The following is a 26,036-nucleotide window of genomic DNA, read 5'->3' on the forward strand; positions in this document are numbered from 1 at the left end:
CAGGGAGCACAAATGCGCGCGATTCTCGATCTCATCGTCGTTGTTCTGCATCTTTACACCTATGTGATCATCATCTCGGCGGTTCTGTCCTGGCTCGTCGCATTCAACATCGTCAACCTGCACAACGATCTCGTGCGCTCGCTCTGGAACGGGCTGAACGCCCTGACCGAACCTGTCCTGCGCCCCATCCGGAGGCAAATCCCGGATCTGGGCGGCATCGATATTTCGCCGGTGATTGTGCTTTTGCTGCTCTATTTCATCGAGCAGGTCATTTTTCTCTATATTTACCCCTTCGTCTTCTGAACCGGCGTCCGGAGCCTTCCGGCTGATGTCCTTTGGCTGAGTTTCCCTGGCGGACGCACGGCGCCGAAGTGCTGCTTAAAGTTCGCCTGACGCCGAAAAGCAGCCGCGACGAAATCGAGGGACCGGGACAGGATTCCAACGGCGGACAATTCCTGAAAGTCCGGGTCCGCGCCGTTCCGCAGGACGGCGAGGCGAACGCCGCCTTGATTCGCCTTGTCGCCAAGGCGCTTCGCCTTCCATCCTCGTCGGTGCGGATCGCCTCCGGCGGCGCCAGCCGGGTCAAGACGCTGGCCCTCAACGGCGACCCGGCCGCAATCTCTCAGGCGTTGACGCAATTATGCGGAGCCTGATTCCTCCCGTTCGGCAAGGTTCGGCCTTGCCGCAACAACACGTGATCCAAATCAAAACTTGACCCAAATCTCGGCCCAAAGTCTCGGGCCTGATTTCTGGGTTCTTATTCCTTGGTCTTATGCTTTATTCTCGGTCTTATTCTTGGTCTTATTGTTGGCCTTATTCTTGGGCCTCACGAAAAAAATCCCAGATCAGTTTGGCGCTCTCGATGTCGTTATTGCGCGCCGCCGGTCCGGATTCAGGATCGCCGGGATTCCAGTGGCCGGGAATCGAATGGCCGCCGCCTTCGATCCGGACGAGCGCGACCGGAACCTTGCATCCCGTCAGCTTGTCGAGATAGGCCCGGCTGCCGTCGCGGGGATTACGGTCGGGGAAAGCCATGCTCGTCCGCCCCTCACCACACCCTGCGGCCTTGCCGAAAATACCGAGAGTTGCGTCGACCGCGAGAAATTCGCTCTTGTTGTCCGGCAAATTGGCCTTGCCGCCGGTGAAGGGCACCTGGGTGTCCGCCGTCCCCGCGATGATGAGGAACGGTAGCGGACGGGACGGCGCGCAGGTTGCGCCGAGATCGGCCGGCATGCTGGAAATGACCACGGCGACCCCGGCAAAAAGGGCGGAATTTTCACAGGCGAGACGCAGGGCCAGGGCGCCGCCGCTCGAAATTCCGATCAGGAACACCTTTCGGCGGTCAGCGAGACCATCGGACACGAGCTTTCCAATCAGATCCCGGACGAACCCGGTGTCGCGGTTCATTTCGGGACCGGGGGATTCGGCCCAATGCCCTTGCGGATCAGGATAGACGAGGATCGGTCCCGAGCCGCGCGCCATGTCTTCGAGGCCGAAGATACGCCGCTGGTGGGAGGCCTTGTCGCGGCCGCCACGCAGAACGACGACGACCGGACGCCTCGCTTGCTTGAGCCTGCGGTGCTGGACGAGCAAGGCGGTGCGCGCGCTGCCTCCGGACTCGATCGTAACGCGGCCCGCCGCGGCGAAAGCCGTCGCGGAAGCCCCGGCGATCGCCAGGACGGCCAAACCAGCGGCCATGACCGAGCGCAAGACCAGACGCCCCAGACTCGTCCCGACGCTCCTGCCGACCGCCATTTCGCACAACCCCGCCATGCGTTCTCGCTTCTCATGGTTGCGGCCAACAGCCATGATTTCACGGCTTTAGCCCGGATTTTTCCGCCAGCACAGCTTCGATACGCAAAAAACAGTCGCGGCGAAAGGCCCACAACGCAAATCTCGAACCAATGTGCGCAACCGATGCCGTCTCATGCGCGGGACTGCGGCTTCGCGCCGTCACGTGTTTCCCGGCAGAAGCGTTGCTCCGCCCATCGGTTTAGTTTAATGGAGCAAAGTCGCATTATTACAAGGATCGGGTTCGAATCGATGGCGGAAGTGGAGTTAGGTCGGGGCAGCCCTGAAAGCCGGCGTCCGCTGTCCCCCCATTTGCAAATTTATACGCCAATGCTGACGATGATGATGTCGATCGCCCATCGCATCACCGGTGTTGCGCTGTATGGCGGCACATTGCTTCTCGCCTGGTTTTTGATCGCCGCCGCCTCGGGCCCCGAATCCTTCGCCGTCGCCGCCTCGTTCTTCAATTCGATCATCGGCAAATTGATCCTGTTCGGACTGACATGGGCTTTGTTCCATCATTTTCTAGGCGGCGTCCGCCACGCGATCTGGGACGCCGGATTTGGTATGGATCATCCGCAGCGGGAATGGCTGGCCCAAGGCACCTTGGTCGGCGGGGCGGTCCTGACGCTCGCGGTCTGGATCTTCGCTTTTTTCGCGCGTTAGGCGCGTCTGAACCGGACGCCGCTCCAGGATCTGGCCGGCGCAACGAAGGAACCAATATCAATGGCGCATGATTCCACCTCGACCCGAACCGCGGCGAGCCGGGTGCGATATCTTGGCTCCGCCAAGTCGGGCGCCGCCGAGAACTGGGCCATGCGGGTCACGGCGACGGCGCTGTTTCCGCTCTCGATCGGATTCGTTTGCATCATCGCCTCGCTTGCGGGCAAGGACTATGCGGCGGCGCGCGCGGAACTCAGCCACCCTTTCGCGGCTCTGACGCTGCTTTTGTTCATCCTGGCCGGCGTCTACCACATGAAGCTCGGAATGCAGACGATCATCGACGATTACGTTCACGACGCGCATTGGAAAGACTGGTCGCTGATCGCCAATCTTTTCTTCTGCCTCGGCGTCGGCCTGGCGTGCGTCTATGCCGCCCTCAAGCTGAGTTTCGTCTGACGGCTCTTTTGATTCAATAAAGCTGATTCAATAAACACGGTACGGGCGGAAGCGCGAAAAGCGCGGCCGCGGCGATTTTCGAAAGGCGACATCTATGGCCATCAATGGCTCAACGAGCGGCATCGCGGCGCCCGCCAGGAATGGCTCCGCCTATCCGGTCACCGACCACACGTTTGACGTTGTCGTGGTCGGCGCCGGTGGCGCGGGATTGCGGGCGACGGTCGGCTGTTCGCAGGCCGGACTGCGCACCGCCTGCATCAGCAAGGTTTTTCCGACCCGCTCCCACACCGTGGCCGCCCAAGGAGGAGTCGCCGCCTCGCTCGCCAATATGGGTCCCGATAACTGGAAATGGCACATGTACGACACCGTCAAGGGGTCGGACTGGCTTGGCGATCAGGATTCCATCGAATATCTCTGCCGGAATGCGCCGGCGGCCGTCTATGAACTGGAGCATTGGGGCGTGCCGTTCTCGCGGACGGAGGACGGCCGGATTTATCAGCGCCCGTTCGGCGGCATGACCACCGAATTCGGCAAGGGCCCGCCCGCGCAACGCACCTGCGCCGCCGCCGACCGCACCGGCCACGCGATGCTGCACACTTTGTATGGCCAGGCGCTGCGCTACAACACCGAATTCTTCATCGAATATTTCGCCATCGACCTCATCATGGAGGACGGCGCCTGCCGCGGGGTCGTCTGCATCAAGCTCGACGACGGCACCATCCACCGCTTCCGCTCGCAACTCGTCATGCTGGCGACCGGCGGCTACGGCCGGGCGTATTTTTCCGCGACGTCGGCGCATACCTGCACCGGCGACGGCAACGCCATGCTGCTGCGCGCCGGCCTGCCGCTGCAGGACATGGAGTTCGTGCAGTTCCATCCCACCGGCATCTACGGCGCCGGCTGCCTCATCACGGAAGGCGCACGCGGCGAGGGCGGATACCTCACCAATTCGCAAGGCGAGCGCTTCATGGAGCGCTATGCGCCGTCGGTGAAGGACCTCGCCCCGCGCGACATCGTCTCGCGTTCGATGACCGTCGAAATCCGCGAAGGGCGCGGCGTCGGCAAGGGCGCGGACCACATTCATCTGCACCTCGAACATCTCGACCCGGCCGTGCTGCATGAGCGCCTCCCCGGCATTTCGGAAAGCGCCCGCATTTTCTGCGGCGTCGACGTCACCAAGGAGCCGATTCCGGTTCTCCCGACCGTCCATTACAACATGGGCGGCATCCCGACCAATTTCCATGGCGAGGTCGTCACCAAGAAGGACGGCGATCCGGACAGGATCGTGCCCGGCCTGATGGCCATCGGCGAAGCCGCCTGCGTCTCGGTCCACGGCGCGAACCGGCTCGGCTCGAACTCGCTGATCGATCTTGTCGTGTTCGGGCGCGCCGCGGGCCTGCGCGCCGCCGAACTCGTGACCAAGGGCGCGAAACAGCCCGAGCTCGCCCCCGATTCGGCCGACCTCGCGCTCTCGCGGCTCGATCATTTCCGCCACGCCAAGGGCGGGCTGCCGACCGCAGAATTACGCTTGCGGATGCAGAAGGTGATGCAGAATAATTGCGCCGTCTACCGCACCGGCGCGACGCTCGACGAAGGCTGCCGGCTGATCCGCGAAGTGTGGGACGCCAAGGACCAGATTTCGGTCACCGACCGTTCGCTGATCTGGAACTCTGACCTCATCGAGACGCTCGAATTCGACAATCTCATCGTTCAGGCCGTCGTCACCATGGCGGGCGCGGCCAACCGCACCGAATCGCGCGGCGCCCATGCGCGCGAGGACTATACCGAACGCGACGACAAGAACTGGATGAAACACACGCTGGCGACGGTCGACGCCGAGGCGCACGCGGTCAAGATCGACTACCGCCCGGTGCACAGCCAGACCATGACCAACGAGATGCATTCGATCGAGCCGATGAAGCGGGTGTATTGAGAGCGTCGACTATTTACAGACAAGCTGATCGCCACATACGCTCGCCGAGATGAGCGTCTGCCGCCAGGACGATAAACTATGGTTGAATTCAATCTCCCCAAAAAATCCCGTCCCGTCGCCGGCAAGGTCTGGCCGAAGCCAGAAGGCGCAAAGCGCCTCACCGAGTTCAAGATCTACCGCTACAATCCGGACGACGATCAGAACCCGCGCATCGACGCCTATTACGTCGATCGCGATGATTGCGCGCCGATGGTTCTCGACGCGCTGATCTGGATCAAGACCAACATCGATCCGACCCTGACCTTCCGGCGCTCGTGCCGCGAAGGGATCTGCGGCTCCTGCGCGATGAACATCGGCGGGACCAACACGCTCGCCTGCACCAAGGGCATCGACGAAGTGAAGGGCGCGGTGACTATCTATCCCCTGCCGCATATGGCGGTGGTGAAGGATCTCGTGCCCGACCTCACCCAGTTCTACGCCCAGCACGCCTCGATCGAACCCTGGCTGCAGACGTCGACGCCCGCGCCCGAAAAGGAATGGCGGCAGTCGCCGGGCGAGCGCCGCAAACTCGACGGCCTCTACGAGTGCATCCTGTGCGCGTGCTGCTCCACCTCCTGCCCGAGCTATTGGTGGAACGGCGACCGCTATCTCGGCCCCGCCGCCTTGCTGCAGGCCTACCGCTGGCTGATCGATTCGCGCGACGAGTCGACCGGGGACCGGCTCGACAACGTCGAAGACCCGTTCCGCCTCTATCGCTGCCATACGATCATGAATTGCGCCAAGGCCTGCCCCAAGGGGTTGAACCCGGCGAAAGCCATCGCCGAAATCAAGAACATGATGCTGGCGCGCCAGCTTTAGACGGACGCCTTTTCGCTGGCCTGCACGCCCCGAACTTCTTAATAGCCGGGCCGCCAGGCGCGCGGGAAAAAGTCCTGCCCCAAAGTGACGGTCGGCGGGGGCGTTCAACGGGAGCGCCTCGCGCCTCCAAGGGAAACCGTTAACCCTTCCGGCAAGCCCGCCCGGACTGTGGCTTTCCCGCAACGGGTCCGAAGTCCTTCACCAGCCTCAGCTGTGCCGCCTTTTTGCCGCCACGATCCGCCCGGACAAACAAGGCGTGGAGGCAAAGCTCATGTTGCGCATTTCGTCACTCGCCCTCGCGGCGCTCGTTCCCACTTCCTTGGCGTTCGCCGCCGAGCGGCCGACCAACAAGTTCGACGATGAAATCGCGCGCCACGCCGCGGCCCATGGCGTTCCGGAAAAGCTGATCCATCGCGTCATCATGCGCGAGAGCCGTTATCAGCCTCGGCTCGTCCACAACGCCTGCTACGGGATGATGCAGATCAAATATTCGACCGCGCATAGCATGGGATATTCGGGTCCTGTGAACGGCCTGCTCGACCCCCATGTCAACCTCACCTACGCCATTCCCTATCTCGCCAACGCTTACCGCATCGCCGGCGGCGACGAAGACCGGGCCGTCGTCCTTTATTCGGCCGGTTATTATTTCACAGCGAAACAAAAGCACATGCTGGGAGACCTGCGGACGGCGTCCTCCGAGCCTGTGAAACCCATCCCCGACGCCGCGGCGGTCGCGGCGGCGTCCGCGCCGCAGCAAGCCCCGGGCTTCAGCTTCGCCTCGCTCTTCTCCCCGCCAGACCAGGCGGCGCAGCCGGCGGGTCAATAAATTCCGGAGCATATCAGCGCTCCGATGCGCCGGATCGCCCGGTCCCGCAATTTACTCCTCGGCTCGGCTCTCGCACTTTTTGTGTGGGGAGGAACGGAGGCGGCCCCGGCGCTCGAAAAAGCGCAGCCCTCCCCCGCCGCCGCGCCCGCCGACTCCGGGTTTCGCCAGTTCCTGCAGACCGCATGGCCGCTCGCGCAAGCCAAAGGCGTCCGGCGCGCGACCTTCGACGCGGCGTTCGAGGGGATGGAGCCCGACCCCGCCGCGCCCAGCGCCGCAAGTCCGCAGGCAGAATTCGACAAGCCGCTGAAATCCTACCTCACTGATGCGGCGTCGCCGCAGCGAATCAGCCGCGGCGGCGACGTGCTGACGAAATGGAAAGCCGACCTTGCGCAAATCGAAGAGCGTTTCGGCGTGCCGGGCGAAATCGTCGTCGCCGCCTACGGAGTCGAAACGGACTTCGGCCGGGCGATGGGCGGCAAGGACATCGTGCGCTCCCTGGCGAGCCTCGCCTACCGGCGGCAGGACCGCGCCCTCTTCCTTGACGAATTGATCGCGGCGCTCGTCATCCTCGACAAGGGCGACGTGGACCGCGCCAAAATGCGCGGCTCCTGGGCCGGGGCGATGGGCGGCCCGCAATTCATGCCGTCGGCCTATCTCAAATACGCCCTCAGCTACGATGGATCGGGCCCGCCCGACATCTGGGACCGCCCGCAGGATATTCTGGCCTCGATCGCTCATTTCCTGCGTCAATCGGGCTGGCGCCCCGGCCTTCCCTGGGGGATGGAGGTCGTGCTCCCGGCAGGCTTCGATTTTTCCTCCCTGCATCGCGGTTTTCCGGCCTTCGCCGCCCTTGGAGTCGTGAGCGCGGACGGCCGTCCGCTTCCGGCGGCGGGCGAGGCGACGCTTTTTCTTCCGTCCGGCGCGGCCGGCCCCGCCTTTCTGCTGTCGGAGAATTACTGGGTTCTCAAGGCCTACAACAATTCAGATTCGTACGCGCTCTCGCTGGCCCTCCTGGGAAATCGCATCCTTGGCCGGCCGGGTCTTCAGGGGCGCTGGCCCGCCGGCGAAATCGCGATGAGCCGCGCCCAAAAATCCGAGATTCAGACGCTGCTGCGCACGGCGGGCTTTTATCGGGGCGACATCGACGGACGGTTCGGTCAGGCCTCGCGCGACGCCATCCACGCGTTTCAGGTCAGCGCCAGGATCGATCCCGCCGACGGCTTTGGGTCGCCGGACGTTCTGAAAAAATTGAAAGAGCAGGCCGCCGCTCCGCCGGGGCGCTGATTGTGATCATCAGGAAGGCTTTGGCTGGCCTTCGCCTTCGCCGAGCGCCCAATCCTCCTTGGTCCGGGCGCAAAAATCCGCGTAGTCTCCGGCCGCGATGGCCCGCCGCGCCGCCTCCATCAGATCTTCGTAATAGGCGAGATTGATTTCGGTCAGCAGCATCATGCCGAGGATTTCACCCGATTTCACGAGGTGATGCAGATAGGCCCGCGAATAGGTCCGCGCCGCGGCGCTGGCGGACAGCGGATCGACGGGCGCCGGGTCGCCCGCATGGCGGGCGTTGCGCAGATTGAGGCGGCCCCTCCGCGTATAGGCGAGCCCATGGCGCCCCGCCCGCGTCGGCATCACGCAGTCGAACATATCGATTCCGCGCCTGACGCTTTCCAGAAGATCGTCGGGGGCGCCGACGCCCATCAGATAGCGGGGCTTTCCGGCCGGAAGAAGCGGCAGCGCCGTCTCGATCATCGCCAGCATGATCTCCTGCGGTTCGCCGACGGCGAGACCCCCGAGGGCGTAGCCGTGAAAGTCCATGCCGGTCAGCGCCGTCGCGCTTTCGATCCGAAGAGCCGGCGACGCGCCGCCCTGAACGATGCCGAACAAAGCCCGCCCCGGCGCAGGCGTAAACGCGGCCCTGGAGCGTTCCGCCCAGCGCAGCGAAAGCAGCATCGCGCGCCGCGCCTCGTCCTCTTCGCAGGGCAGCCGCACGCATTCGTCGAACTGCATCTGGATGTCGGAGCCGAGAAGGGCCTGAATTTCCATCGCGCGTTCCGGCGTCAGACGATGCCGGGCGCCGTCGATGTGGGACTGGAAGGTCACGCCGTCCTCGTCGAGCTTCCGCAACTTGGCGAGCGACATGACCTGGAACCCGCCGGAATCGGTCAGGATCGGCCACGGCCAGTTCATAAATCGATGCAGCCCGCCGAGTTCGGCGACGCGCTCCGCCCCCGGCCGCAGCATGAGATGGTAGGTGTTGGCGAGTACGATGTCGGCGCCAAGGGCCTTCACCGCCTCGGGATGCATGGCCTTCACGGTCGCCGCCGTCCCCACCGGCATGAAGGCCGGCGTGCGAATCTCGCCGCGCGCCGTCGCGATCACGCCCGTTCGAGCCTGGCCGTCCGTCCGGGTCACATTGAAACGAAAGCCGCCGGTCATGCTGATTGCGCCGGGAAAAGCAGGCATGCGTCGCCATAGCTGTAGAAGCGATAGTCCGACGCGATCGCATGAGAATAGGCGGCCTGCATCGTCTCCAGCCCGCAGAAGGCCGAAACCAGCATGAAGAGCGTCGATCGCGGCAGATGGAAATTCGTGAGCAGCGCGCCGACCGCCTTGAACACATATCCCGGCGTGATGAAAATCGACGTATCGTCCGCAAAAGGGGCGATGACGCCGTCGTCGCCCGCCGCCGACTCGAGGATTCGCAAACTGGTCGTGCCGACGGCTACGATCCGCCCGCCGGAAGCCCGCGCGCGGTTGAGGGCGTCCGCCGTCGCCGCGCTCACCTCGCCCCATTCGGCGTGCATCTTATGATCTCCGGTCTCGTCCGCCTTGACTGGCAGGAACGTGCCCGCGCCGACATGCAGCGTGACGGTCTGGATCAGAAGTCCGCGCGCCTTGAGGGCGGCGACGAGTCCGGGCGTAAAGTGGAGGCCGGCCGTCGGCGCCGCCACCGCCCCCGCGCGTTGCGCGAACAGGGTTTGATAGTCCAGCGCATCCCGGCCGTCGGCGGGCCGTCGCGCGGCGATATAGGGAGGGAGCGGCATTTGTCCGATCCGCTCGATCGCCGCATCAAGCGCCGCGCCGGAGAGATCGAAAGCAAGGAGAACCTCGCCCGCCTCGCCTTTTTCGGCGACCGCCGCCGCCAGGCCCGGCGCGTCGGAAAAACGGACGATCTCACCCTGTTTCAGCTTCTTGGCCGGGCGCACGAAGGCTCGCCAGCGCGCCTCTCCCTCGCGCTTGTGCAAGGTCGCCTCGATCCGCGCTCGGTCGGCTCCTCTCGTGCGAACGCCTTGAAGCCGGGCCGGAATGACGCGCGTGTCGTTGACGACAAGAACGTCGCCGGGCCTCAGCAACCCCGGCAGGTCGAGAATGGCGCCATCGTCGAATGGATCGGATTCCCCGGGCCGGACGACGAGCAGCCTCGCATGGTCGCGCGGCTCCGCCGGACGAACCGCGATGCGATCCGCCGGGAGATCGAAATCAAAAAGATCGACGCGCATGAAAGGCTAAAACGGCTGGGACGATGGAATGGCTTCGCCGCCGGAATCTTCAGAATCATGAGAGACCGGATGCTTCAGATTCCCGGGTGCTTCAAATTCCGAAGAGATAGCGCATGCGGACAACGACCCGGCCGAACAGAAAAAGCGCCGCGAAGGCGATCATGAAGAAGATCATGACGCTGATCTTGTCCGGAAAGGTCTCATTCCACCCCTCCACAAACCGATTCCATTGCGTCTTTGGCCCAGCGGGAGCGCCGGTCTCCTGGGGAGATTCCGAAGGTTGTGGGGTGTTGTCTTGCAATTTTGACATGGGCGCGTCTCCGGCGGGCTTGGGCGCTTCTCTTTTCGCGAACGGCCACGATGAACCACCCGCTCAAGGCTTGCAAGCCGAAGCCTACGTTCCGCGCCCCACTGGCGCTCAGCTGATTGTCGCCGACACGATTTTATCGGGATCCTTGACCGGCTCGCCGCGCTTGATCTGGTCGACGTTTTCCATGCCCGAAATCACCTGACCCCAGACCGTATATTGCCGGTCAAGGAAGCGGGCGTCGGTAAAGCAGATGAAAAACTGCGAGTTCGCGGAGTTCGGATCCTGCGCCCGCGCCATCGAGCACGTGCCGCGAACATGCGGCTCGGCGTTGAACTCGGCCTTGATGTTAGGATATTTCGAGCCGCCCGTGCCGGAGCCGTGCGGACACCCCGTCTGCGCCATGAAGTCGTTGATCACGCGGTGGAAGACGATTCCATCGTAGAACTTTTCTTCGACGAGCTTCTTGATATGAGCGACGTGGCCCGGCGCGAGATCGGGCCGCATCTGGATCACGACAGGGCCCTTCGTCGTCTCCAACGTCAGCGTGTTTCCCGCTTCCGGCATCTCAGCACTCCCATTTTAAACGGCGATTGTCTTTGTAAATCCTGGGCCCTTTGATCCTGAGCCCAGTAAATCCTGGGCCCTGTGAATCCCGGGCCTGTTCGTCATCCAGGACGCCCGGCGGCGCGCTTTCGCTGCACCGCCATATCCGATCGGCCGGCCGAGGTAAATGGCGCGTCCGCAATCTATTTGGCTATTTGGCCTTGGCGGCGGCCGGGGCCGGAACGGCGTCGGCGGCGATCTGCATCTTGATGATCTTGTCGGGGGCCGTCACGCTTCCGTTGTTTTCTTTTGCGCCCTTCTTGATCTTGTCGACGACATCCATTCCCGAGACGACCTGACCGACCACCGTGTATTTATTGTTGAGGAACGACGCGTCGCCAAAAGTAATGAAGAACTGCGAATTGGCGGAATCGGGATCCTGGGAGCGGGCCATTCCGACCGTGCCGCGTTTGAACGGCTCGGACGAGAACTCGGCGGGAATGTTCGGCAGGTCGGATTTGCCCATTCCGGTGCCGGTCGGATCGCCTGTCTGAGCCATGAAGCCGTCAATGACGCGATGGAAAACGATTCCATCGTAAAAGCCCCGCTTGGTCAGCGCCTCGATCTGGGCGACATGCTTTGGCGCTAGGTCCGGACGCAGCGCGATGACGATCCGGCCGTCCTTGGTGTCGAGGTAGATCGTATTCTTCGGGTCCTGCGCCGGAGCCGAAGACCCCGTGCCCACCGCCAGCGCGGAAAAAAGAACAAGCGCCGAAGCGAGGCCAAAAATCGACCGGAGGAGCGTCATCTCGTAAAATCCTTCCCTGTGGTTTCTTGTCATGCGGGTTTAACCGACGCGTTTGGCCGCCAGCGCCCGGACGACGGGCTCTGGCACGAATCGCGACACGTCGCCGCCCATGCCCGCGATCTGCCGCACCAATGTCGCCGTAATATGACGAACGGCGGGCGAGGCCGCGAGAAACACCGTCTGGATGTCCGGCGCCATCGCCATGTTCATTCCGGCCATCTGCATTTCGTAGTCGAAATCGCCGCCGTCCCGAAGTCCGCGCACGATGATGTTCGCGCCCGCCTCGCGCGCCGCCGTCACCGCGAGCCCCGCGAAGGGCCGCACCGAAAGTCTGCAGGATTTCAGCGCGGCGAGAGCGCCACAGGAGCGTTCGATCAAGTCCCGCCGCTCATCGAGGCTGAACAAGGGGGTTTTCCCCGGATGCGCCCCGATCGCGACGATGAGTTCGTCGCACAGTTTCGCCGCGCCGGCGATGACGTCGATATGACCATTGGTCAGGGGATCGAAGGAGCCCGGATAGAGCGCGATCCGCGTCATCCTCGCGGCTCCGCGCGAATTCTGGTCGAGCCCTGACTCAATTCACCCCGAGCTTCTTCTGCAGATTGGTCGACGAGGTCGTATATTGAAACGTCAGTTTTTTCTCGGGATAGACATAACGGTGCGCCCGTTGCGCCGCCAGCGCGCCTTCATGGAAGCCGCAGAGGATCAGCTTCAATTTCCCCTTGTAGGTGTTGATGTCTCCGATCGCAAAGATTCCGGGAATGTTTGTCTCGAACCGTTCGGTGTCAACGGGAATGAGATTTTCGTGCAGATTGAGGCCCCAGTCGGCGATCGGACCGAGCTTCATCGTGAGCCCGAAGAAAGGCATCAGCTTTTCGCACGCGATCTTCTCGAGCGATCCGTCCTGCGCCTTGACGACCACCGAGGAGAGTTCGCCGTCCGCGCCGCCGAGCGCGGAGATCTGACCGATGCGCAGATCGATGTGGCCCGCCGCGACGAGTTCGCGCATAGCTGTGACCGAATGCGGCGCGGCGCGGAAATCGTCGCGGCGATGCACCAGCGTCAGCCGTTTCACGATCGGCTGCAGATTGAGGACCCAGTCCAGAGCGGAATCGCCGCCGCCGACGATCACAACATTCTTGTCGCGGAAATTCTCCATCTTGCGCACGGAGTAGAAGACCGATTTGCCCTCGTACTCGTCAATCCCGTCGATCGGCGGCTTTTTGGGCTGGAACGAGCCGCCTCCGGCGGCGATGAAGACGACCTTGCTTTCGATCACCTCGCCGCCGCTTGTCCTCACCCGGAACGACGTCGCCTCGGGCCCGCCAAGAACCTCGAGCGAGTCGACCATTTCGCCGTAATGGAACGTCGGCCGGAACGGCTCGATCTGCTCCAGCAATTTGTCGACGAGGCCCTGCCCCGTCACCATCGGGTGGCCGGGAATGTCGTAGATCGGCTTTTCCGGATAGAGTTCCGCGCATTGGCCGCCGGGTTTGGGCAAAATATCGATCAGGTGGCATTTGATGTCGAGCAGACCCAGCTCGAAGACAGTGAACAGCCCGATCGGTCCTGCGCCGACGATCACAGCGTCGGTCTTGATGCACTCACTCATATTCCGCTCCAGATTGATCCCGCCGGGGCCGGACTCTCCAAGGTCCGGCTTCGCTGGCTGGGCCGCGAGCCCGTCGCGCTGCGACCCCTGTTCATGCCTCGCCCCGACAAGGCGACCCCATTTTTACGGCTTGCGCAACTAAAACTCTTGCGCAACAAAAACTATGGAAGACGGTAATTCTTTCGCCCCCGCCTCCGGAAGCTCCCGGATCGCGCATCGCCGGCGCGGCAAGGTTTCGACGACGCCCTAACCCTGCCGGTCAGGCGTGCTGACGATCAGTCCGTCCAGTTCGGGCGTCACTTTGATCTGGCAGCACAAACGCGAGTTCGGCTGAACCTTGTAGGCGAAATCCAGCATGTCCTCTTCCTGATCCGAAGCCTTGCCCGTCTTCTCGACCCAGGCTTCATCGACATAGACATGGCAGGTCGCGCAGGCGCAGCCGCCGCCGCATTCGGCGGAGATTTCCGGAATCGCGTTCCGGATCGCGATTTCCATAACGGTCGCGCCGTCCTCGCCATCGACGGCGCGGGCTTCGCCAAAAGAATCGATAAAGGTGATTTTGGTCATGGATCTCGCTTCAGACGTCTTTTCGCGGTTGCAGAATTCCGCGGTTGCATAAAACGACGCCGCCCGCGAACGGGCGGCGCTTTCAAAACCGGCGCACACATGGCCGACAAAACTGGCACACACATGGCCGAAGTTCACAAATCCCGCAAGGCGATAATATTTCGCCCCCGGCGCGGACCAGAGCCGGGCTCCGTTTCCGGCCTCGGGCGAGCGTTCAGGTTCGCCAACCGCCCCGCCCCCTGCCGAACCCCCTCCCCTTCGGGTTCTCGGCCGTTCGGGCGCCGAACATTGATCCCGGCGATACGGGTATAATGAACATATAAGAAACAGACCGCGCCGAAAAATGAACTAAAGACGCAGCTTCGGGTCTGCGCCGGGGAATAGAGTGAGGCGCGCCCGAAAAACAAATCCGGTAAGAGAGCGCTCGCGGCGGCCGAAAGCCGAGCAGGCGCCACGACCCCATGAGCATGGACGGTACCACGACCCCATGAGCATGGACGGACCCATGAGCCATGAGCCCGGGGCGGCCGTCGCAGGCTAGGAATCGGCGGAATTTCACTCCAAGGCCTCCAATCGCGGCCGCGTTAACGATGTTTTGACATCGTGGCGCAGTGCGGGTTTGAATCCTTCCATTCCAGCTGTAAAGTAATGTTTGGTTAACAGTTTCCGCTTTCGGCGGCGGCGATGATTATTAGCGCCGAGCTTCGGATCGCCGGCGAGAGACGTTCGAGAGGCACCGATGGCGAGTTCGAAAAAGACTCAAGATCCCGCGGCGGCGGCGCTATTGGCCATCGAGGAGGCGTTAAACCTCAGAGGTGAAAATCCTACGGACGCCCAAGCCGGCGCGGATCAATCGCCGCGCTCGCCTGCCCCCGCCGGGGGGACATCGGCCAACGGCGGAAGAAAATCGCGGGACTCGGGGCTCGCGCAAAGCTCCCGCCTGCCGTCGTTCGACGAGGATCATCTGTCCGGCGCGCGGACTGGCGCGTCGGGACCAGACCCGCGGGTCGGCGAACGTTCGGCCATTGCCCCCGCCAACGACGACCGGCATTCGGTCGGCGAGCTTCTCCGCGCGTTCCAGATCCGCCCGAGCCGGGCGCCGACGCTCCTGGCGGCGGCCTGTTCGATTCTCTGGGTCGCCACGACATCGGGCTACGTCTTCGCCAATCGGGAAGCGCTTTTCGGCCTGCCCGCGGCGGCTCTGGCCCCGCCGTTAACGCTCTATATCCTGACCATCGCCGGTCCGGTCGTCCTCTTCTTCGTGACGGCGATGATGGTTCGGCGCGCGCAGGAAATGCGCGTCACCGCGCGCTCCATGACCGAAGTCGCCATCCGCCTCGCCGAACCGGAAACGATCGCCACCGAACAGATCGTGACATTGTCCCAGGCGATCCGGCGCGAGGTCGCGTCGATGGGCGACGGCATCGAACGCGCGCTCGCCCGCGCCGGCGAACTTGAGACATTGGTCCGCTCCGAAGTGTCCAACCTGGAGCGCTCCTACACCGACAATGAGCGCCGGGTCCGCTCCCTGATCGATGAACTGGCGTCCGAACGTGAATCGGTCCTCGCCAACGCCGACCGCGTGCGCGGCGCGATTTCCCAGGCCCAGGACGCGGTCGCCCGCGATCTCGAATCCGTGTCGTCCCGCTTCGCCGAAAGCGTCGGAGAAGCCGCCGGCCGGGTCACGGCGTCGATCAATTCCAAAGGCGACGAGATCAAGACCTCGCTCATTCGAGGTCAGGATTCCCTGATCGAACAATTGTCGTCGCATGGGAATGACCTTCTGCTCCGCCTGACCCAGACCGGACAGGAGGCGACGGTCAGCCTCGCCTCGGCCAGCGAAGGCATGGTGAAGACGCTCGACGATCGCCTGACGGAGATGGACGACCGGCTGCGGAACGCCAGGGAAGTCCTCGACGCCAATCTTGGCGCGAGGGGCGACGCCCTCGCCGAGCGCATCGAGGCGACCGGCGCGCAGATCGCGGAGACGATTTCCTCGCGCGGCGACAGCCTCGCGATCCGTCTGGCGGAGACGAGCGATCGCCTGCATGGCGTCGTGGCGGTCCAGGGCGACGCCTTGCATCACGCTCTTGCCGACATCACCGAACGCGGCGCCGCCCTCATCGCCGAGCGCTCCGCCGCGGCGCGCGCCGCATTCGAGGATTCGACAGTCGGCATCGCCGCCGTATTCGAAGACAGCCACGCCAAAATGCAGGCGCAATTCGACGCCCAGGGCGCCTCGCTGCACGAGCGTTTCACCGAGACCGCGGAACAGACGGTCGCCGCTCTCGCAAGCCATACGGAAGCCTTGCATGGCAAGGTCGCGTCGACCGTGAACGAAACCCTGCAGACCTTAACCGCCGGGTCCGACGCGCTCCACGCTCATTTGAACGCCGCCGCGGCCGAGTCGGCGGCGCATATCACAAGCGTGACGGACGCGCTCAATCAAAACGTCGCCGCCTCCCTCGGGGAGACGGTTTCATCCCTGTCCGATCTCGCCGATCGAATCAGCGAACGGCTGGAAGACACCGCGCAGCGTTCGGCCTCCCTGTTCACGAATACCGCCGAGACGCTGCACCAACGGCTCGATTCGACCGTCGGAGACACCCTTGGCGTCCTGACCGATCATTCGAAGGACATGAGCGAGCGTCTGGAAGACATGGCGCAGCATTCCGTCGCTGTTTTCTCGGGCCACGCCGAAGCTTTGCACGAGCGCCTCAACGCCGCCGTCGGCGAAACCCTCGGCGCGCTCAACGACCATACCGAGCATATGAGCGAACGCCTCGAGCAGACCGCGCAGCGCTCCGTCGACGCCGTCGCCGGACGAACGGAGGCTTTGCGGGAACGACTCGAATCGACGCTCGGGGCGCTCGACGCCCATGCCAATACCATGAGCGAGCGGCTGGAGAGCGTCGCCGCGCAGTCCGTCGACGCCTTCGCCGGACAGGCCGACGCGCTGCATGAGCGCCTCAACGCCACCGTCGGCGAAACCCTCGGCGCGCTTAACGACCACGCCAGCGAAATGAGCGAGCGCCTGGAACATGTCGCGCAGCGCTCCGTCGACGCCGTCGCCGGACGAACGGAGGCTTTGCGGGAACGACTCGAATCGACGCTCGGGGCGCTCGACGCTCATGCCAATACCATGAGCGAGCGGCTGGAGAGCGTCGCCGCGCAATCCGTCGACGCCTTCGCCGGACAGGCCGACGCGCTGCATGAGCGCCTCAACGCCACCGTCGGCGAAACCCTTGGCGCGCTCAACGACCACGCCAGCGAAATGAGCGAGCGCCTGGAACATGTCGCGCAGCGCTCCGTCGACGCCGTCGCCGGACGAACGGAGGCTTTGCGGGAACGACTCGAGTCGACGCTCGGGACGCTCGACGCCCACGCCAATACCATGAGCGAGCGGCTGGAGAGCGTCGCCGCGCATTCTGTCGACGCCTTCGCCGGACAGGCCGACGCGCTGCATGAGCGCCTCAACGCCACCGTCGGCGAAACTCTCGGCGCCCTCAACGATCACGCCAGCGAAATGAGCGAGCGCCTGGAACATGTCGCGACCCATTCCGTCGAAGCCTTCACCGGCCACGCCGAGACGCTGCACGAGCGCCTCAACGCCGCCATCGGCGAAACCCTCGGCGCGCTCAACGACCACGCCAGCGAAATGAGCGAGCGCCTGGAACAGACGACGCTCCGCTCCGCCAACGCCTTCGCCAGCCGCGCCGAAGAATTGCGCGGACGCCTCGAATCGACGCTCCTCGCCCTCGACGATCATGCAAGCAACATGAGCGAGCGCCTGGAGAATTCCTCGGCGCGGTCGGTCGAAGCCTTGACCGGACATACCGAGGCGCTGAACGAACGCCTTGACAGAACCGTCGGCGAAACGCTCGGCGCGCTCTCGCGCCATGCCGATGACCTGAGCCTCCGGCTCGAAGCGGTGACGCAGCACTCCCTCACGGCTTTCACCGGGCGGACGCAAACTCTCGAAACCCGACTCGCCTCGACGCTTGGAGAGACCTTCGGCGCGCTCGACACTCACGCGGAGCGGCTGACCGGCCGCTTCGAAGACACAGTCAGGCGTTCGGCGGAGGCGTTGAGCGATAATGCCGAAGCGGTGAACGAACGGCTGAATTCGACCGTCGGCGAGACCCTTGGCGCGCTCACCAGCCATGCGGCGCAAATGAGCGAGCGCCTCGAGGCGGCGACGCGGCAATCCGCCGCCGCCCTGACGCAAAACACGCAAGCGCTCGAAGCTCGCGTCGCCGCGGCTCTCAGCGCGCTCGACGAGACCGCCGAACACTTCGCCGAGGCGTTTACCGGACATGCGGAAGCCCTGCGCGAGCGCCTGCGGGCGACGGTTGGGGAAACCCTCGACGCATTGGCGCAACATTCCGATCATGTGAGCGAACGCCTGCAGGCGACCGCCCAGCATGCTCTCGTCGCGTTCACCGACCATACCGAAACCCTGCAGTCGCGCCTGGCGTCGACCCTCGGCGAAACCATCGGGGTCCTGTCCGGCTACTCCGAACAATTGAGCGAACGGCTGAAGACGACAGGCCGCGATTCCGTCGCCGCCCTCTCGACTCAGACCGAGGCGCTTCACGAGCAGCTCGCGCAGACGCTTGGCGAAACCTTGAACGCGCTCGCCGCACAAACGAGCGAGATCGGCGGCCAGCTGGCGGCGAACGCGCAAGAAGCGGCTTCGGCGTTCGCGGGCCATACGCAAGCGCTCCAGGAGACCTTCGACAGCAGCGCGCAACAGGCGATCGCGGCCATCGGCTATCATGCGAACGATCTCAACGACCGCTTCGTGGAAACGGCCAACGAGGCGATCAACGCCATCGCAACGCACAGCGACAGGGTCAACGAGGCGCTGGCGGACCGGCTCGCGATGTTCGAGGAAACGTTCGCCGGGCATGGCGGCGCGGTCGTGGGCGGCATCGGCGAGCAGGCGGAACGCTTCACCGCGACGCTCGCGGATCGTTTCGGCGCCATCGAGAACACCCTGACCGTGCAGGGCGGCGCTCTCAACGAAAAGCTCGCAGCGCGGGCGCGGGAGGCGTCGGAGGCTCTGGAGGCCCAGATCGACGCTCTGGAGGCCCGCACCTCCGTCAAAGCCGAAGAGATCGTCCACGCGCTCGGCGGACTGATCGAACGCATGGACGAGAGCCTTGGCTCCCACGCAAGCGCGATCGACTCCAATCTCGGCGGCCGCGCCGCCGAGATTGCGCGGGTCATGGGCGATGGCGGACGCGGCATGCTCCAGTCGCTTGACGAGAAGGCCGCTGAAATCAACGCGCTTTTCGCCACGCGGTCGGCCGCGATGGCCGCCGCTCTGGCCGGAAAAGTGGACGAGATCAACGCTCTTCTTGGCGGTCAGGCGGCCGCGATAACGGAGGCGCTCGACGGCCGCATTGCCTCGTTCGAGGATCACGTCCTTGGCCGTCTCGACGCCGTCTCGGGCGAACTCGAATCCAAAGGCAGGACGCTTGCCGACGGCATCGCAGCCCGCACCAGCGAAATCGACCGGACGCTTGGAGCCCACGCCGGCGCCATCAACGCGGCGCTCGACCGAGAGAGCGGCGAACTCGGGCGCCTGCTCAGCGGACGCGCGGACGAGATCAAGGGCGTCGTGTCCCAGGCGACGGAAGATCTCGACACGACGCTCGCGCTTCGGGCCGACCAGATCGGCGAGACCCTCGCCGAGCGGGTCAACCAGATCAGCATCGCCCTCGCGAGCCGCCTCGCCGAACTCGAAGGCGCCCTTGGCGGGCGCGGGCAGCAGTTGCAAACCTCGCTCGCCGCGCGTTCCGGAGAGCTTCGCGAGCTGTTTGAAACACGGGGCCAGAGCCTCGTCGATGAGCTTTCAACTCGCGGACAGCGGATCGCGCAGGAGATGACGAACATCGGCGAGATCGTGACAAGAACGCTAGAGAGCCGCGGCGCGGCCATCGTGGATCACCTCGCGCGAAAACAGGATGAACTCACGACCGCGATCGAACAATCGTCCGAGGCCCTCCGGGTCGCGGTCGACGCCAGCGCCGGCGCCTCGACACATGCTCTCTCCGGCTTCACGACCGCCTTGCAGTCGGAACTGAGGGAAACAGTCGACAGGCTGGTCGCCAGCAGTTCGTCGTTCCAGAACGCAGTCGGCGCCGCGGGGGTCAACCTCACCGGACTTGAGAATTCGCTGAGCGACCGGATGGACGATTTCGGCGCTTTGCTTTCGAACGTCACCCAGGAAGTCGATCGCTTCAATCAAACCGCCGGGCATACGCTTGGCGAAGCCAGCAGCCTTGCGGAAACGATCGGGCGCCATCGCGAGGCCCTCGCCGACGCGGCGGGCGAACTTTCGCGGTCGCAGGGCGAACTCGGCGAGACGCTCGCATCGCGCCGCGACGCCCTGGAATCGATGCTGGACAGCATCCGGCAGCGCCGCGACGACTTCGAAAACGTCATGGTGTCGTTCGCCTCCCTGCTCGAGGAATCGTTCCAGAACGCCGAAGCGCGCGCCCGCGATATCGCCGTCTTTCTGGCAGATTCGTCGCAGAACGCGGGCGGCGCGATCGACCGGCAATTCGCCGACCTTCGGGCCAATATCGCGCAGCAGCGCGAACGCATGGAATCCGCGATGCGTGAGTCCTACGAGCGGGCCAGCGGCGAGCTTGATGGTCTCTTTGGAGAAACCACGCAACGGTTCCAGTCCGCGGCCGCTGAATTGCGCGCCATGTCTCGCGAGATCCTGCAGGAACTTGAAGCAACCAGGGAAACGTTGCGATCGGCTGCGGCCGATCTGCCGAAGGAAACCTCGCAGCAGACGGCCTCGATGCGCCGGGTCGTCGCCGATCAGATCAAGGCCCTTGAGGAATTAAGCGACATCGTCGCTCGCTCGGGCCGATCCCTCGACGTATCCGCCCCGGCCCAGCCCGCTCCGGCCTATCCCGCGCCCGCCCTTGCGCCCCGCCCCGTGCCGCCCGCGGCGCCCCGCCGGGTCGAGCCGCCCCGTCAGACGACTGAAGCGCCGCGCCCGCCTGCCGCCGCTCCGGCCGAGCCCCGCCGCCCATCGGCTCCTCCGCGTCCGGCGGCGCCACAGCCATCCGCGAGCGGAGGATGGCTTTCCGACCTCCTCGCGCGGGCTTCGACGGACGAGCCGCCAGAGGCCGCCGCCGACCCGTCCAGTTCCGCCGCGGGCAACGCGCGGCCAGCGTCGGGGCTTGATTCCCTGTCGCTCGATGTCGCGCGCATGATTGATTCCGCCGCCGCGGCCGACGCCTGGGAGCGGTACCGCCTCGGCGAGGCCAACGCCTTCTCGCGCCGGATCTATATCGGCCGCGGCCCCCAGACGTTCGACGAAGTCCGACGCCGCTACCGGCTCGATCCCGAATTCCACAATACGGTCGACCGTTACGTTCAGGAATTCGAGCGGCTCCTGGCCGAGGCCGGGAGGAACGATCCCGGCCAGTCGGTCGCGCGGAGCTATCTGGCCTCGGAAACAGGCAAGGTCTACACGATGCTTGCTCACGCCGCGGGCCGTCTCGGGTGAATGCCTCGCTCGTGACGCCGCGGATCCGGCTGTGACACAAGTATCCGGCGTCGCGTCAAAGACTCAGTCTGTATCTCCGGATCGACATCCGGCCCGGGTTCTTTAGCCCAAATAGGTCATGCAAGGATCACGAAACAACGGGTAACAGTAAAGGCTCCCTTATCTCGGGAGCTTGCTATGACAATTGTTCAAAACAATCAGTTTATTTTAACGAAAGTCTATGGCGAAGCTCTAGACCGCCCGAATAATCTTGTGGCCCTTGGGACCGTTGCGGTGATGAACCCGGAACAGGTCATCGATCTGCCGGGGCATTTCGCGGTTCACGTCGAAACCGGCGGATTAAGCCGCCTGATCGGATCCCGTTACGGCCTCGCGCAATGTTTCTACCATTTCGACGGACGGCGGCTTCATCACGGCGCCGACGTCAGGGCCGTCTGTCGAAGCGCGGGCCTCGAATGGGACTGGAACTGGCGGGCGCTGGCGGCGGTGTCCTGTTTTGAACATGTCCTCGGCGAGGATTCGCTGCATCCCCTTGTCTCCCGCCTCGGAGCAGGCGAGATCGTCACGGTCCGCAACGGAAGCCTCGAAACGCGCGTCGCGCCCGCGCCGGAGGCGGAACGCTTCGCCGATCCCGCGGGCGCCGCGATCGACGCGCTCGTAAACTTTGTTCAGACGCATGGCCGGGAGAATGCGGTCGTGTCGATGTCGGCGGGTTTTGATTCGCGGGCGATCCTCGCCGCCTTCCTTGCAAGCGGCATCCGGCCGAGGCTGATCTCCGGAGGCTACGGCACGGATGTGAGGATGTCGAAGAAGATCGCGGCAAAATACGGACTGGAGCTTGAGGCCATCGACCTTCCGCTCGCGGACTTCCTCGACAGCCGGCTGGACATCGCCCGAATCACCTCCGGCTCCAAAACCGCGTGCAACTGGCACACCTATGTCTACGCGAAACGCGCCAGATTAAACCCCGACGATCAGATCTTCATCGGCAGCAACGGCGAGTTTGCACGCACGTTCTATTTCGACCGCGGCGCGCCTTTCATCCTGGCCGATCTGTTGAGCCGCTGGACGACGCCCAAATTCTGGAACGCCAAACTGGCGCGATTCGCTCAATTGCCGGAGGATGGGACCAACGCCGCCCTCCTCGACCGCCTCGGCCCGAAACAGACGGAGGCGCGGGCCTATCTGATGCGGAACTATGGCGGGCGGCTCGGCGACAGCATGGATGAATTCTACCTGCGTGAGCGCGTCCGGAACTTCATCGCGAACGGCCTCGCCCTTGTCGGCGCCTTCGCCAAACCGCGAACACCCTTCGTGACCACGGAATGGATCTCGGCGATCCGGCAGACGCCGCGAAGAATGAAGCTAGGCAACGCCTGGCACCGTTTCGCGATCGCGAAACTGGAGCCCTCGCTTCTCGCCTTTCCGGTCGACGACACGACCCGTCCGATGGGCCGCCGAGCGGAGTTGAAATATTGGACCGGGCGGGTCGGACACACGAGGGATACGGCGCCCATGGATTACGCGTCCCTATTCGCGGCGGCTCCGTTCGAGACGGCGCTCGACGCCGCCATCGAACGCCTCGACGACATCGTCGATCGCGGCGCCGTCAGGCGATTCCAGCAATCGGCCTCCCGGCAGGAACGCACGCGGACCCTCTCCTATCTGATGGCGCTGGGCTCGTTCAAGGAATCGCTCGCCCAGCCTTAAGAGCTTCAGGCGAAGGCGTTCCGGAAAGCCGTGGGCTCGCCGGAACACATTCGAGAAGCGCCAGCCGGCCTGTAAGCCGGGTTCTGTATGGCGCGCGGCGAACCGCGCGCGTGACGGCCATTCCTCTGGGACGGCCGTTGCCGGCCGCCTCGAGCAACCCACCCGGGCGACGATCCGGAGACGGACCTGAGAACCCTTCTTGCGAAGACCTCGCGTCGCCCCTATTCGGTTTTGCTCCCGGCGGGGCTTGCCTTGCCGCTCATGTCGCCATGCGCGCGGTGCGCTCTTACCGCACCATTTCACCCTTACCTGCCGGCGCAAGCCGAAGCCTGCTCCGTTTGGCGGTTTGTTTTCTGTGGCGCTTTCCCTGGGGTCGCCCCCGCCGGACGTTATCCGGCGCCGTGTCTCCGTGGAGCCCGGACTTTCCTCCGCAAGAAGCGGCGGCCGTCCGGCCGGCTGGCTTATGGCTCATAGGCGCGAAGCGCGGACGGGTCAATCGCAACGGGCCGCGAGCTTGACAAGACCTTGCCGGGACCGAGGGAAGAAAATGAGGACGAGAGACGAAAGTCCTCGACGCCAGCGCCGCAAAATAAACGGAAGCTCGCCCTCTTGCGCCTAACGGGAAACACAATGAGCCTTATGATGCCTCGCCTCGCACGCAAAGCTTGCCGATATCCACAAGGGCGGGCCGCTTTACGCTTGACCCCGGGCATCGCTTAAGGTGTCTGGACCGATGGCGTCGAGAACGGCGGGGTTGCGTTCATTTCGACAGGTCCTGCACAAATCGAAAGCTGGGCCTAACCATCATGTTAGGATTTGCGATGAGTCACTTTCGCTCTTTGCCCATCGTCGCCGCCCTCGGAGCGCTGGCGCTCGCGGGATGCGGCTATACCCCTGAACAGCGCGCCGGCAGCGGCGCGGCCCTCGGCGGCGCGACCGGAGCGGCGATTGGCGCCGCGACCGGCGGCGGAGTCGGCGCGGCTCTTGCTGGAGGCGTGATCGGCGCCGCAAGCGGAGCGATCATCGGCGCCAACACGCGTCCGCCGCCGCCGCCCCCACCGCCGGCCTATTACCCGCCTCCCCCCCCGCCGCCGCCGCGTTGTGCGCAGTTCGGCTACGACGCTTACGGCAATCGGATATGCACGGCTTTTTACGGCTATTGACACCTGACAGCGCTGTTCCGACCACACTTTATCCCTCGCCGAACCACGGCGAGCGCAAGCGCGGTCTGACGGCGAACGCGATCCTGCTGCATTACACCGGCCTTGCGACGAGCGAGGCCGCGCTCCGGCAGCTTTGCGATCCCGTGGCGGAAGTCTCCTCGCATTACCTCGTGGACAAGGCAGGCGGCCTCTACCAGCTGGTCCCCGAAACCCGCCGCGCGTGGCACGCGGGACAGGGCTGCTGGGCGGGCGAGACCGATATGAACGATGTCTCGATCGGGATCGAAATCTGCAATCCTGGCCACAAAGGCGGCTCGCCGGACTATCCGCCCGAGCAGATCGCGACCGTCATCGCGCTGTGCCAGGACATCATCTCCAGGTGGGGCGTCGTTCCTCACCGGGTTCTCGGACATTCCGACGTCTCGCCGCACCGCAAGATCGATCCGGGCGAATTTTTTCCCTGGGCGACGCTCGCCGAAGCCGGCGTCGGCCATTACGTTCCGCCGCATCCGATCGAGGACGGCCCACGCCATGGGCCGGGCGATGAAGGGTCCGGGGTCAAGGCCGTGCAATCCCTGTTCGCGGACTATGGTTACGGCCTGAACGTCAGCGGCGCGTACGACGAAGAAACCGAATCCATCGTGCGCGCGTTCCAGCGCCATTTCCGCCCGGCGCTGGTGGATGGGGTGGCGGATGTCTCGACGCTCGAAACGCTTCGCGCATTGATCGCGGCGCAGAGGTAAATTTGCGAATTCCGATGTCTAATCTGACACATCATAGCTGATTTCAATATCATCAACTCCCGTGGCGCAACGCGTCGAGGCTCATTGCAAATTAAGGGAGTCTGGATGGCGGATTGGGCAAACGTGAATGCGATTCTTGCCCCGTTTGGAGGCGCGGTAGTCCTTGCAGGTGTGATAGTTACCGCTGCTTTCGGTCTATTCAAGCTTTTGGGCGAGAAATGGCTTGACGCCAAATTCTCGGAAAAGCTTCAAGTTCTCGAACATAGACATCAAAAAGAACTTGAAGAGCTGAAGATAAAATACGTTCGTCTGACGGATAGAGCAACTAGATTGAACCAGCGCGAGTTTGATGCGATTCCCGAGTGTTGGGCTCTAATGCAAGATGCCTATCTGCGAACTGAGACCTTCATAAGAAAGGGCCAGAGTTATGCTGACCTAAGCAAGATGAACCCATCGCATTTAGATGCATTCTGACCTGCCACTGAACTTTCATCCGGCGGTAATTAGAGTCTCGGCGGAGTTTACGCCGTGTGGCGCGGGTTGAGCAACCTGTGATCGGCGGAGTTGGTCGGGGTTGCGCAGCCGGTCGCATGTTTCGGGAAGATTGGCGGCGTAGGCCGCTGGCGTGAGATAGCCCAGCGCCGAATGTGGCCGTCGCTGGTTGTAGTCATCGACCCAGTTCGCGATCCTGGCGCGGGCGTGATCGAGGCCCAGGAAAAGGCTCTCATTGAGAAGCTCGTCGCGCATGCGGCCGTTGAAGCTCTCGCAGAAGCCGTTCTGCATGGGTTTGCCCGGCGCAATGAAATGCCAGGCGACCTTGTATTCCCTCTGCCACGTGAACATCGCGTTCGACGTGAACTCGGTTCCATTGTCGGAGACAATCAATCCCGGCTTTCCCCGGCGCGCGATCAAAGCCGTCAGTTCGCGCGCCACGCGCCGCCCGGAGATCGAGGTGTCGGGGACCGCCGCCAGACATTCACGTGTGACGTCGTCCACGATGTTCAGGATCCGGAACC

The 26,036-nt window shown here is 63.9% G+C and carries 23 protein-coding genes and 1 other RNA gene; 13 read left to right on the forward strand and 11 right to left on the reverse strand.

The window, feature by feature from the left end; translation table 11 throughout:
- Positions 1-12: 12 nt before the first annotated feature.
- Positions 13-303: a YggT family protein gene (locus BM177_RS16240; protein WP_091685656.1), complete on the forward strand. Its 291-nt coding sequence runs from the start codon at positions 13-15 to the stop codon at positions 301-303.
- Between the two features lie 32 nt (positions 304-335).
- Positions 336-653, forward strand: a complete 318-nt coding sequence (locus BM177_RS16245) for a DUF167 family protein (RefSeq protein ID WP_091685658.1) — start codon at positions 336-338, stop codon at positions 651-653.
- 160 nt (positions 654-813) lie between these two features.
- On the opposite strand, the gene BM177_RS16250 is transcribed toward BM177_RS16245, so the two are convergent.
- Positions 814-1,773 (reverse strand): CE1 family esterase, encoded by a 960-nt coding sequence (locus BM177_RS16250; RefSeq protein WP_244532394.1) that lies wholly within the window; start codon positions 1,771-1,773, stop codon positions 814-816.
- A gap of 270 nt (positions 1,774-2,043) precedes the next feature.
- On the opposite strand from BM177_RS16250, the gene sdhC reads away from it, so the two are divergent.
- From sdhC to BM177_RS16280, 6 genes are all read left to right on the forward strand, one after another.
- Entirely contained in the window at positions 2,044-2,457 is a 414-nt protein-coding gene (gene sdhC / locus BM177_RS16255; RefSeq protein WP_091685719.1) for a succinate dehydrogenase, cytochrome b556 subunit, read from the forward strand.
- Between the two features lie 60 nt (positions 2,458-2,517).
- Positions 2,518-2,910: a succinate dehydrogenase, hydrophobic membrane anchor protein gene (gene sdhD / locus BM177_RS16260; protein ID WP_091685660.1), complete on the forward strand. Its 393-nt coding sequence runs from the start codon at positions 2,518-2,520 to the stop codon at positions 2,908-2,910.
- 94 nt (positions 2,911-3,004) lie between these two features.
- Positions 3,005-4,843 (forward strand): succinate dehydrogenase flavoprotein subunit, encoded by a 1,839-nt coding sequence (gene sdhA / locus BM177_RS16265; protein WP_091685662.1) that lies wholly within the window; start codon positions 3,005-3,007, stop codon positions 4,841-4,843.
- Positions 4,844-4,921: 78 nt separating this feature from the next.
- Positions 4,922-5,701 (forward strand): succinate dehydrogenase iron-sulfur subunit, encoded by a 780-nt coding sequence (locus tag BM177_RS16270; protein WP_091685665.1) that lies wholly within the window; start codon positions 4,922-4,924, stop codon positions 5,699-5,701.
- A 271-nt stretch (positions 5,702-5,972) separates the two neighbouring features.
- The gene (locus BM177_RS16275) at positions 5,973-6,527 is read left to right on the forward strand and encodes a lytic transglycosylase domain-containing protein (protein ID WP_091685721.1); all 555 of its coding nucleotides are present in this window, start codon (positions 5,973-5,975) and stop codon (positions 6,525-6,527) included.
- Positions 6,528-6,551: 24 nt separating this feature from the next.
- Positions 6,552-7,811 (forward strand): lytic murein transglycosylase, encoded by a 1,260-nt coding sequence (locus BM177_RS16280; protein WP_091685667.1) that lies wholly within the window; start codon positions 6,552-6,554, stop codon positions 7,809-7,811.
- A gap of 9 nt (positions 7,812-7,820) precedes the next feature.
- Here BM177_RS16280 and tgt read toward each other — a convergent pair whose 3' ends face one another.
- From tgt to BM177_RS16315, 8 genes are all read right to left on the reverse strand, one after another.
- The gene (tgt, locus tag BM177_RS16285) at positions 7,821-8,963 is read right to left on the reverse strand and encodes a tRNA guanosine(34) transglycosylase Tgt (RefSeq protein ID WP_091685670.1); all 1,143 of its coding nucleotides are present in this window, start codon (positions 8,961-8,963) and stop codon (positions 7,821-7,823) included.
- Positions 8,960-10,027, reverse strand: a complete 1,068-nt coding sequence (gene queA, locus BM177_RS16290; protein WP_091685672.1) for a tRNA preQ1(34) S-adenosylmethionine ribosyltransferase-isomerase QueA — start codon at positions 10,025-10,027, stop codon at positions 8,960-8,962. Before queA ends, tgt begins: the two co-directional genes overlap by 4 nt.
- A 91-nt stretch (positions 10,028-10,118) precedes the next feature.
- Entirely contained in the window at positions 10,119-10,337 is a 219-nt protein-coding gene (locus BM177_RS19630) for a hypothetical protein (protein WP_139223678.1), read from the reverse strand.
- A gap of 108 nt (positions 10,338-10,445) precedes the next feature.
- Positions 10,446-10,901 (reverse strand): peptidylprolyl isomerase, encoded by a 456-nt coding sequence (locus BM177_RS16295; RefSeq protein ID WP_091685674.1) that lies wholly within the window; start codon positions 10,899-10,901, stop codon positions 10,446-10,448.
- Positions 10,902-11,091: 190 nt separating this feature from the next.
- Positions 11,092-11,688, reverse strand: coding sequence for a peptidylprolyl isomerase (locus BM177_RS16300; RefSeq protein ID WP_091685676.1), 597 nt, complete (start codon positions 11,686-11,688; stop codon positions 11,092-11,094).
- Between the two features lie 39 nt (positions 11,689-11,727).
- Positions 11,728-12,225, reverse strand: a complete 498-nt coding sequence (gene coaD / locus BM177_RS16305) for a pantetheine-phosphate adenylyltransferase (protein WP_091685679.1) — start codon at positions 12,223-12,225, stop codon at positions 11,728-11,730.
- A gap of 37 nt (positions 12,226-12,262) precedes the next feature.
- Positions 12,263-13,300, reverse strand: a complete 1,038-nt coding sequence (locus tag BM177_RS16310; RefSeq protein ID WP_091685682.1) for an NAD(P)/FAD-dependent oxidoreductase — start codon at positions 13,298-13,300, stop codon at positions 12,263-12,265.
- Positions 13,301-13,546: 246 nt separating this feature from the next.
- Complete coding sequence (locus BM177_RS16315) at positions 13,547-13,867, reverse strand: 2Fe-2S iron-sulfur cluster-binding protein (RefSeq protein WP_091685723.1); 321 nt, start codon at positions 13,865-13,867, stop codon at positions 13,547-13,549.
- A gap of 739 nt (positions 13,868-14,606) precedes the next feature.
- Here BM177_RS16315 and BM177_RS16320 point away from each other — a divergent pair.
- Positions 14,607-21,404, forward strand: a complete 6,798-nt coding sequence (locus BM177_RS16320) for an apolipoprotein A-IV repeat region-like domain-containing protein (RefSeq protein ID WP_091685684.1) — start codon at positions 14,607-14,609, stop codon at positions 21,402-21,404.
- A 177-nt stretch (positions 21,405-21,581) separates the two neighbouring features.
- Positions 21,582-23,114, forward strand: coding sequence for an asparagine synthetase B family protein (locus tag BM177_RS16325; RefSeq protein ID WP_091685686.1), 1,533 nt, complete (start codon positions 21,582-21,584; stop codon positions 23,112-23,114).
- A 56-nt stretch (positions 23,115-23,170) separates the two neighbouring features.
- On the opposite strand, the gene rnpB is transcribed toward BM177_RS16325, so the two are convergent.
- Positions 23,171-23,574: RNase P RNA component class A (gene rnpB / locus BM177_RS16330), an RNA gene on the reverse strand.
- Positions 23,575-23,935: 361 nt separating this feature from the next.
- On the opposite strand from rnpB, the gene BM177_RS16335 reads away from it, so the two are divergent.
- From BM177_RS16335 to BM177_RS16345, 3 genes are all read left to right on the forward strand, one after another.
- Entirely contained in the window at positions 23,936-24,277 is a 342-nt protein-coding gene (locus BM177_RS16335; RefSeq protein WP_091685688.1) for a hypothetical protein, read from the forward strand.
- Positions 24,253-25,020 (forward strand): N-acetylmuramoyl-L-alanine amidase, encoded by a 768-nt coding sequence (locus BM177_RS16340; RefSeq protein WP_091685690.1) that lies wholly within the window; start codon positions 24,253-24,255, stop codon positions 25,018-25,020. The genes BM177_RS16335 and BM177_RS16340 overlap by 25 nt, the downstream gene beginning before the upstream one ends.
- A gap of 105 nt (positions 25,021-25,125) precedes the next feature.
- Positions 25,126-25,494 carry a hypothetical protein gene (locus BM177_RS16345; protein ID WP_091685692.1) on the forward strand — a complete coding sequence of 123 codons (369 nt, stop codon included), beginning with the start codon at positions 25,126-25,128 and terminating at the stop codon, positions 25,492-25,494.
- A 15-nt stretch (positions 25,495-25,509) separates the two neighbouring features.
- On the opposite strand, the gene BM177_RS16350 is transcribed toward BM177_RS16345, so the two are convergent.
- Positions 25,510-26,036 (reverse strand): integrase core domain-containing protein (locus BM177_RS16350; RefSeq protein ID WP_139223679.1); only part of this gene is annotated, 527 nt, incomplete at its 5' end.

This window comes from Methylocapsa palsarum (assembly GCF_900114285.1).
Lineage (GTDB): Bacteria > Pseudomonadota > Alphaproteobacteria > Rhizobiales > Beijerinckiaceae > Methylocapsa > Methylocapsa palsarum.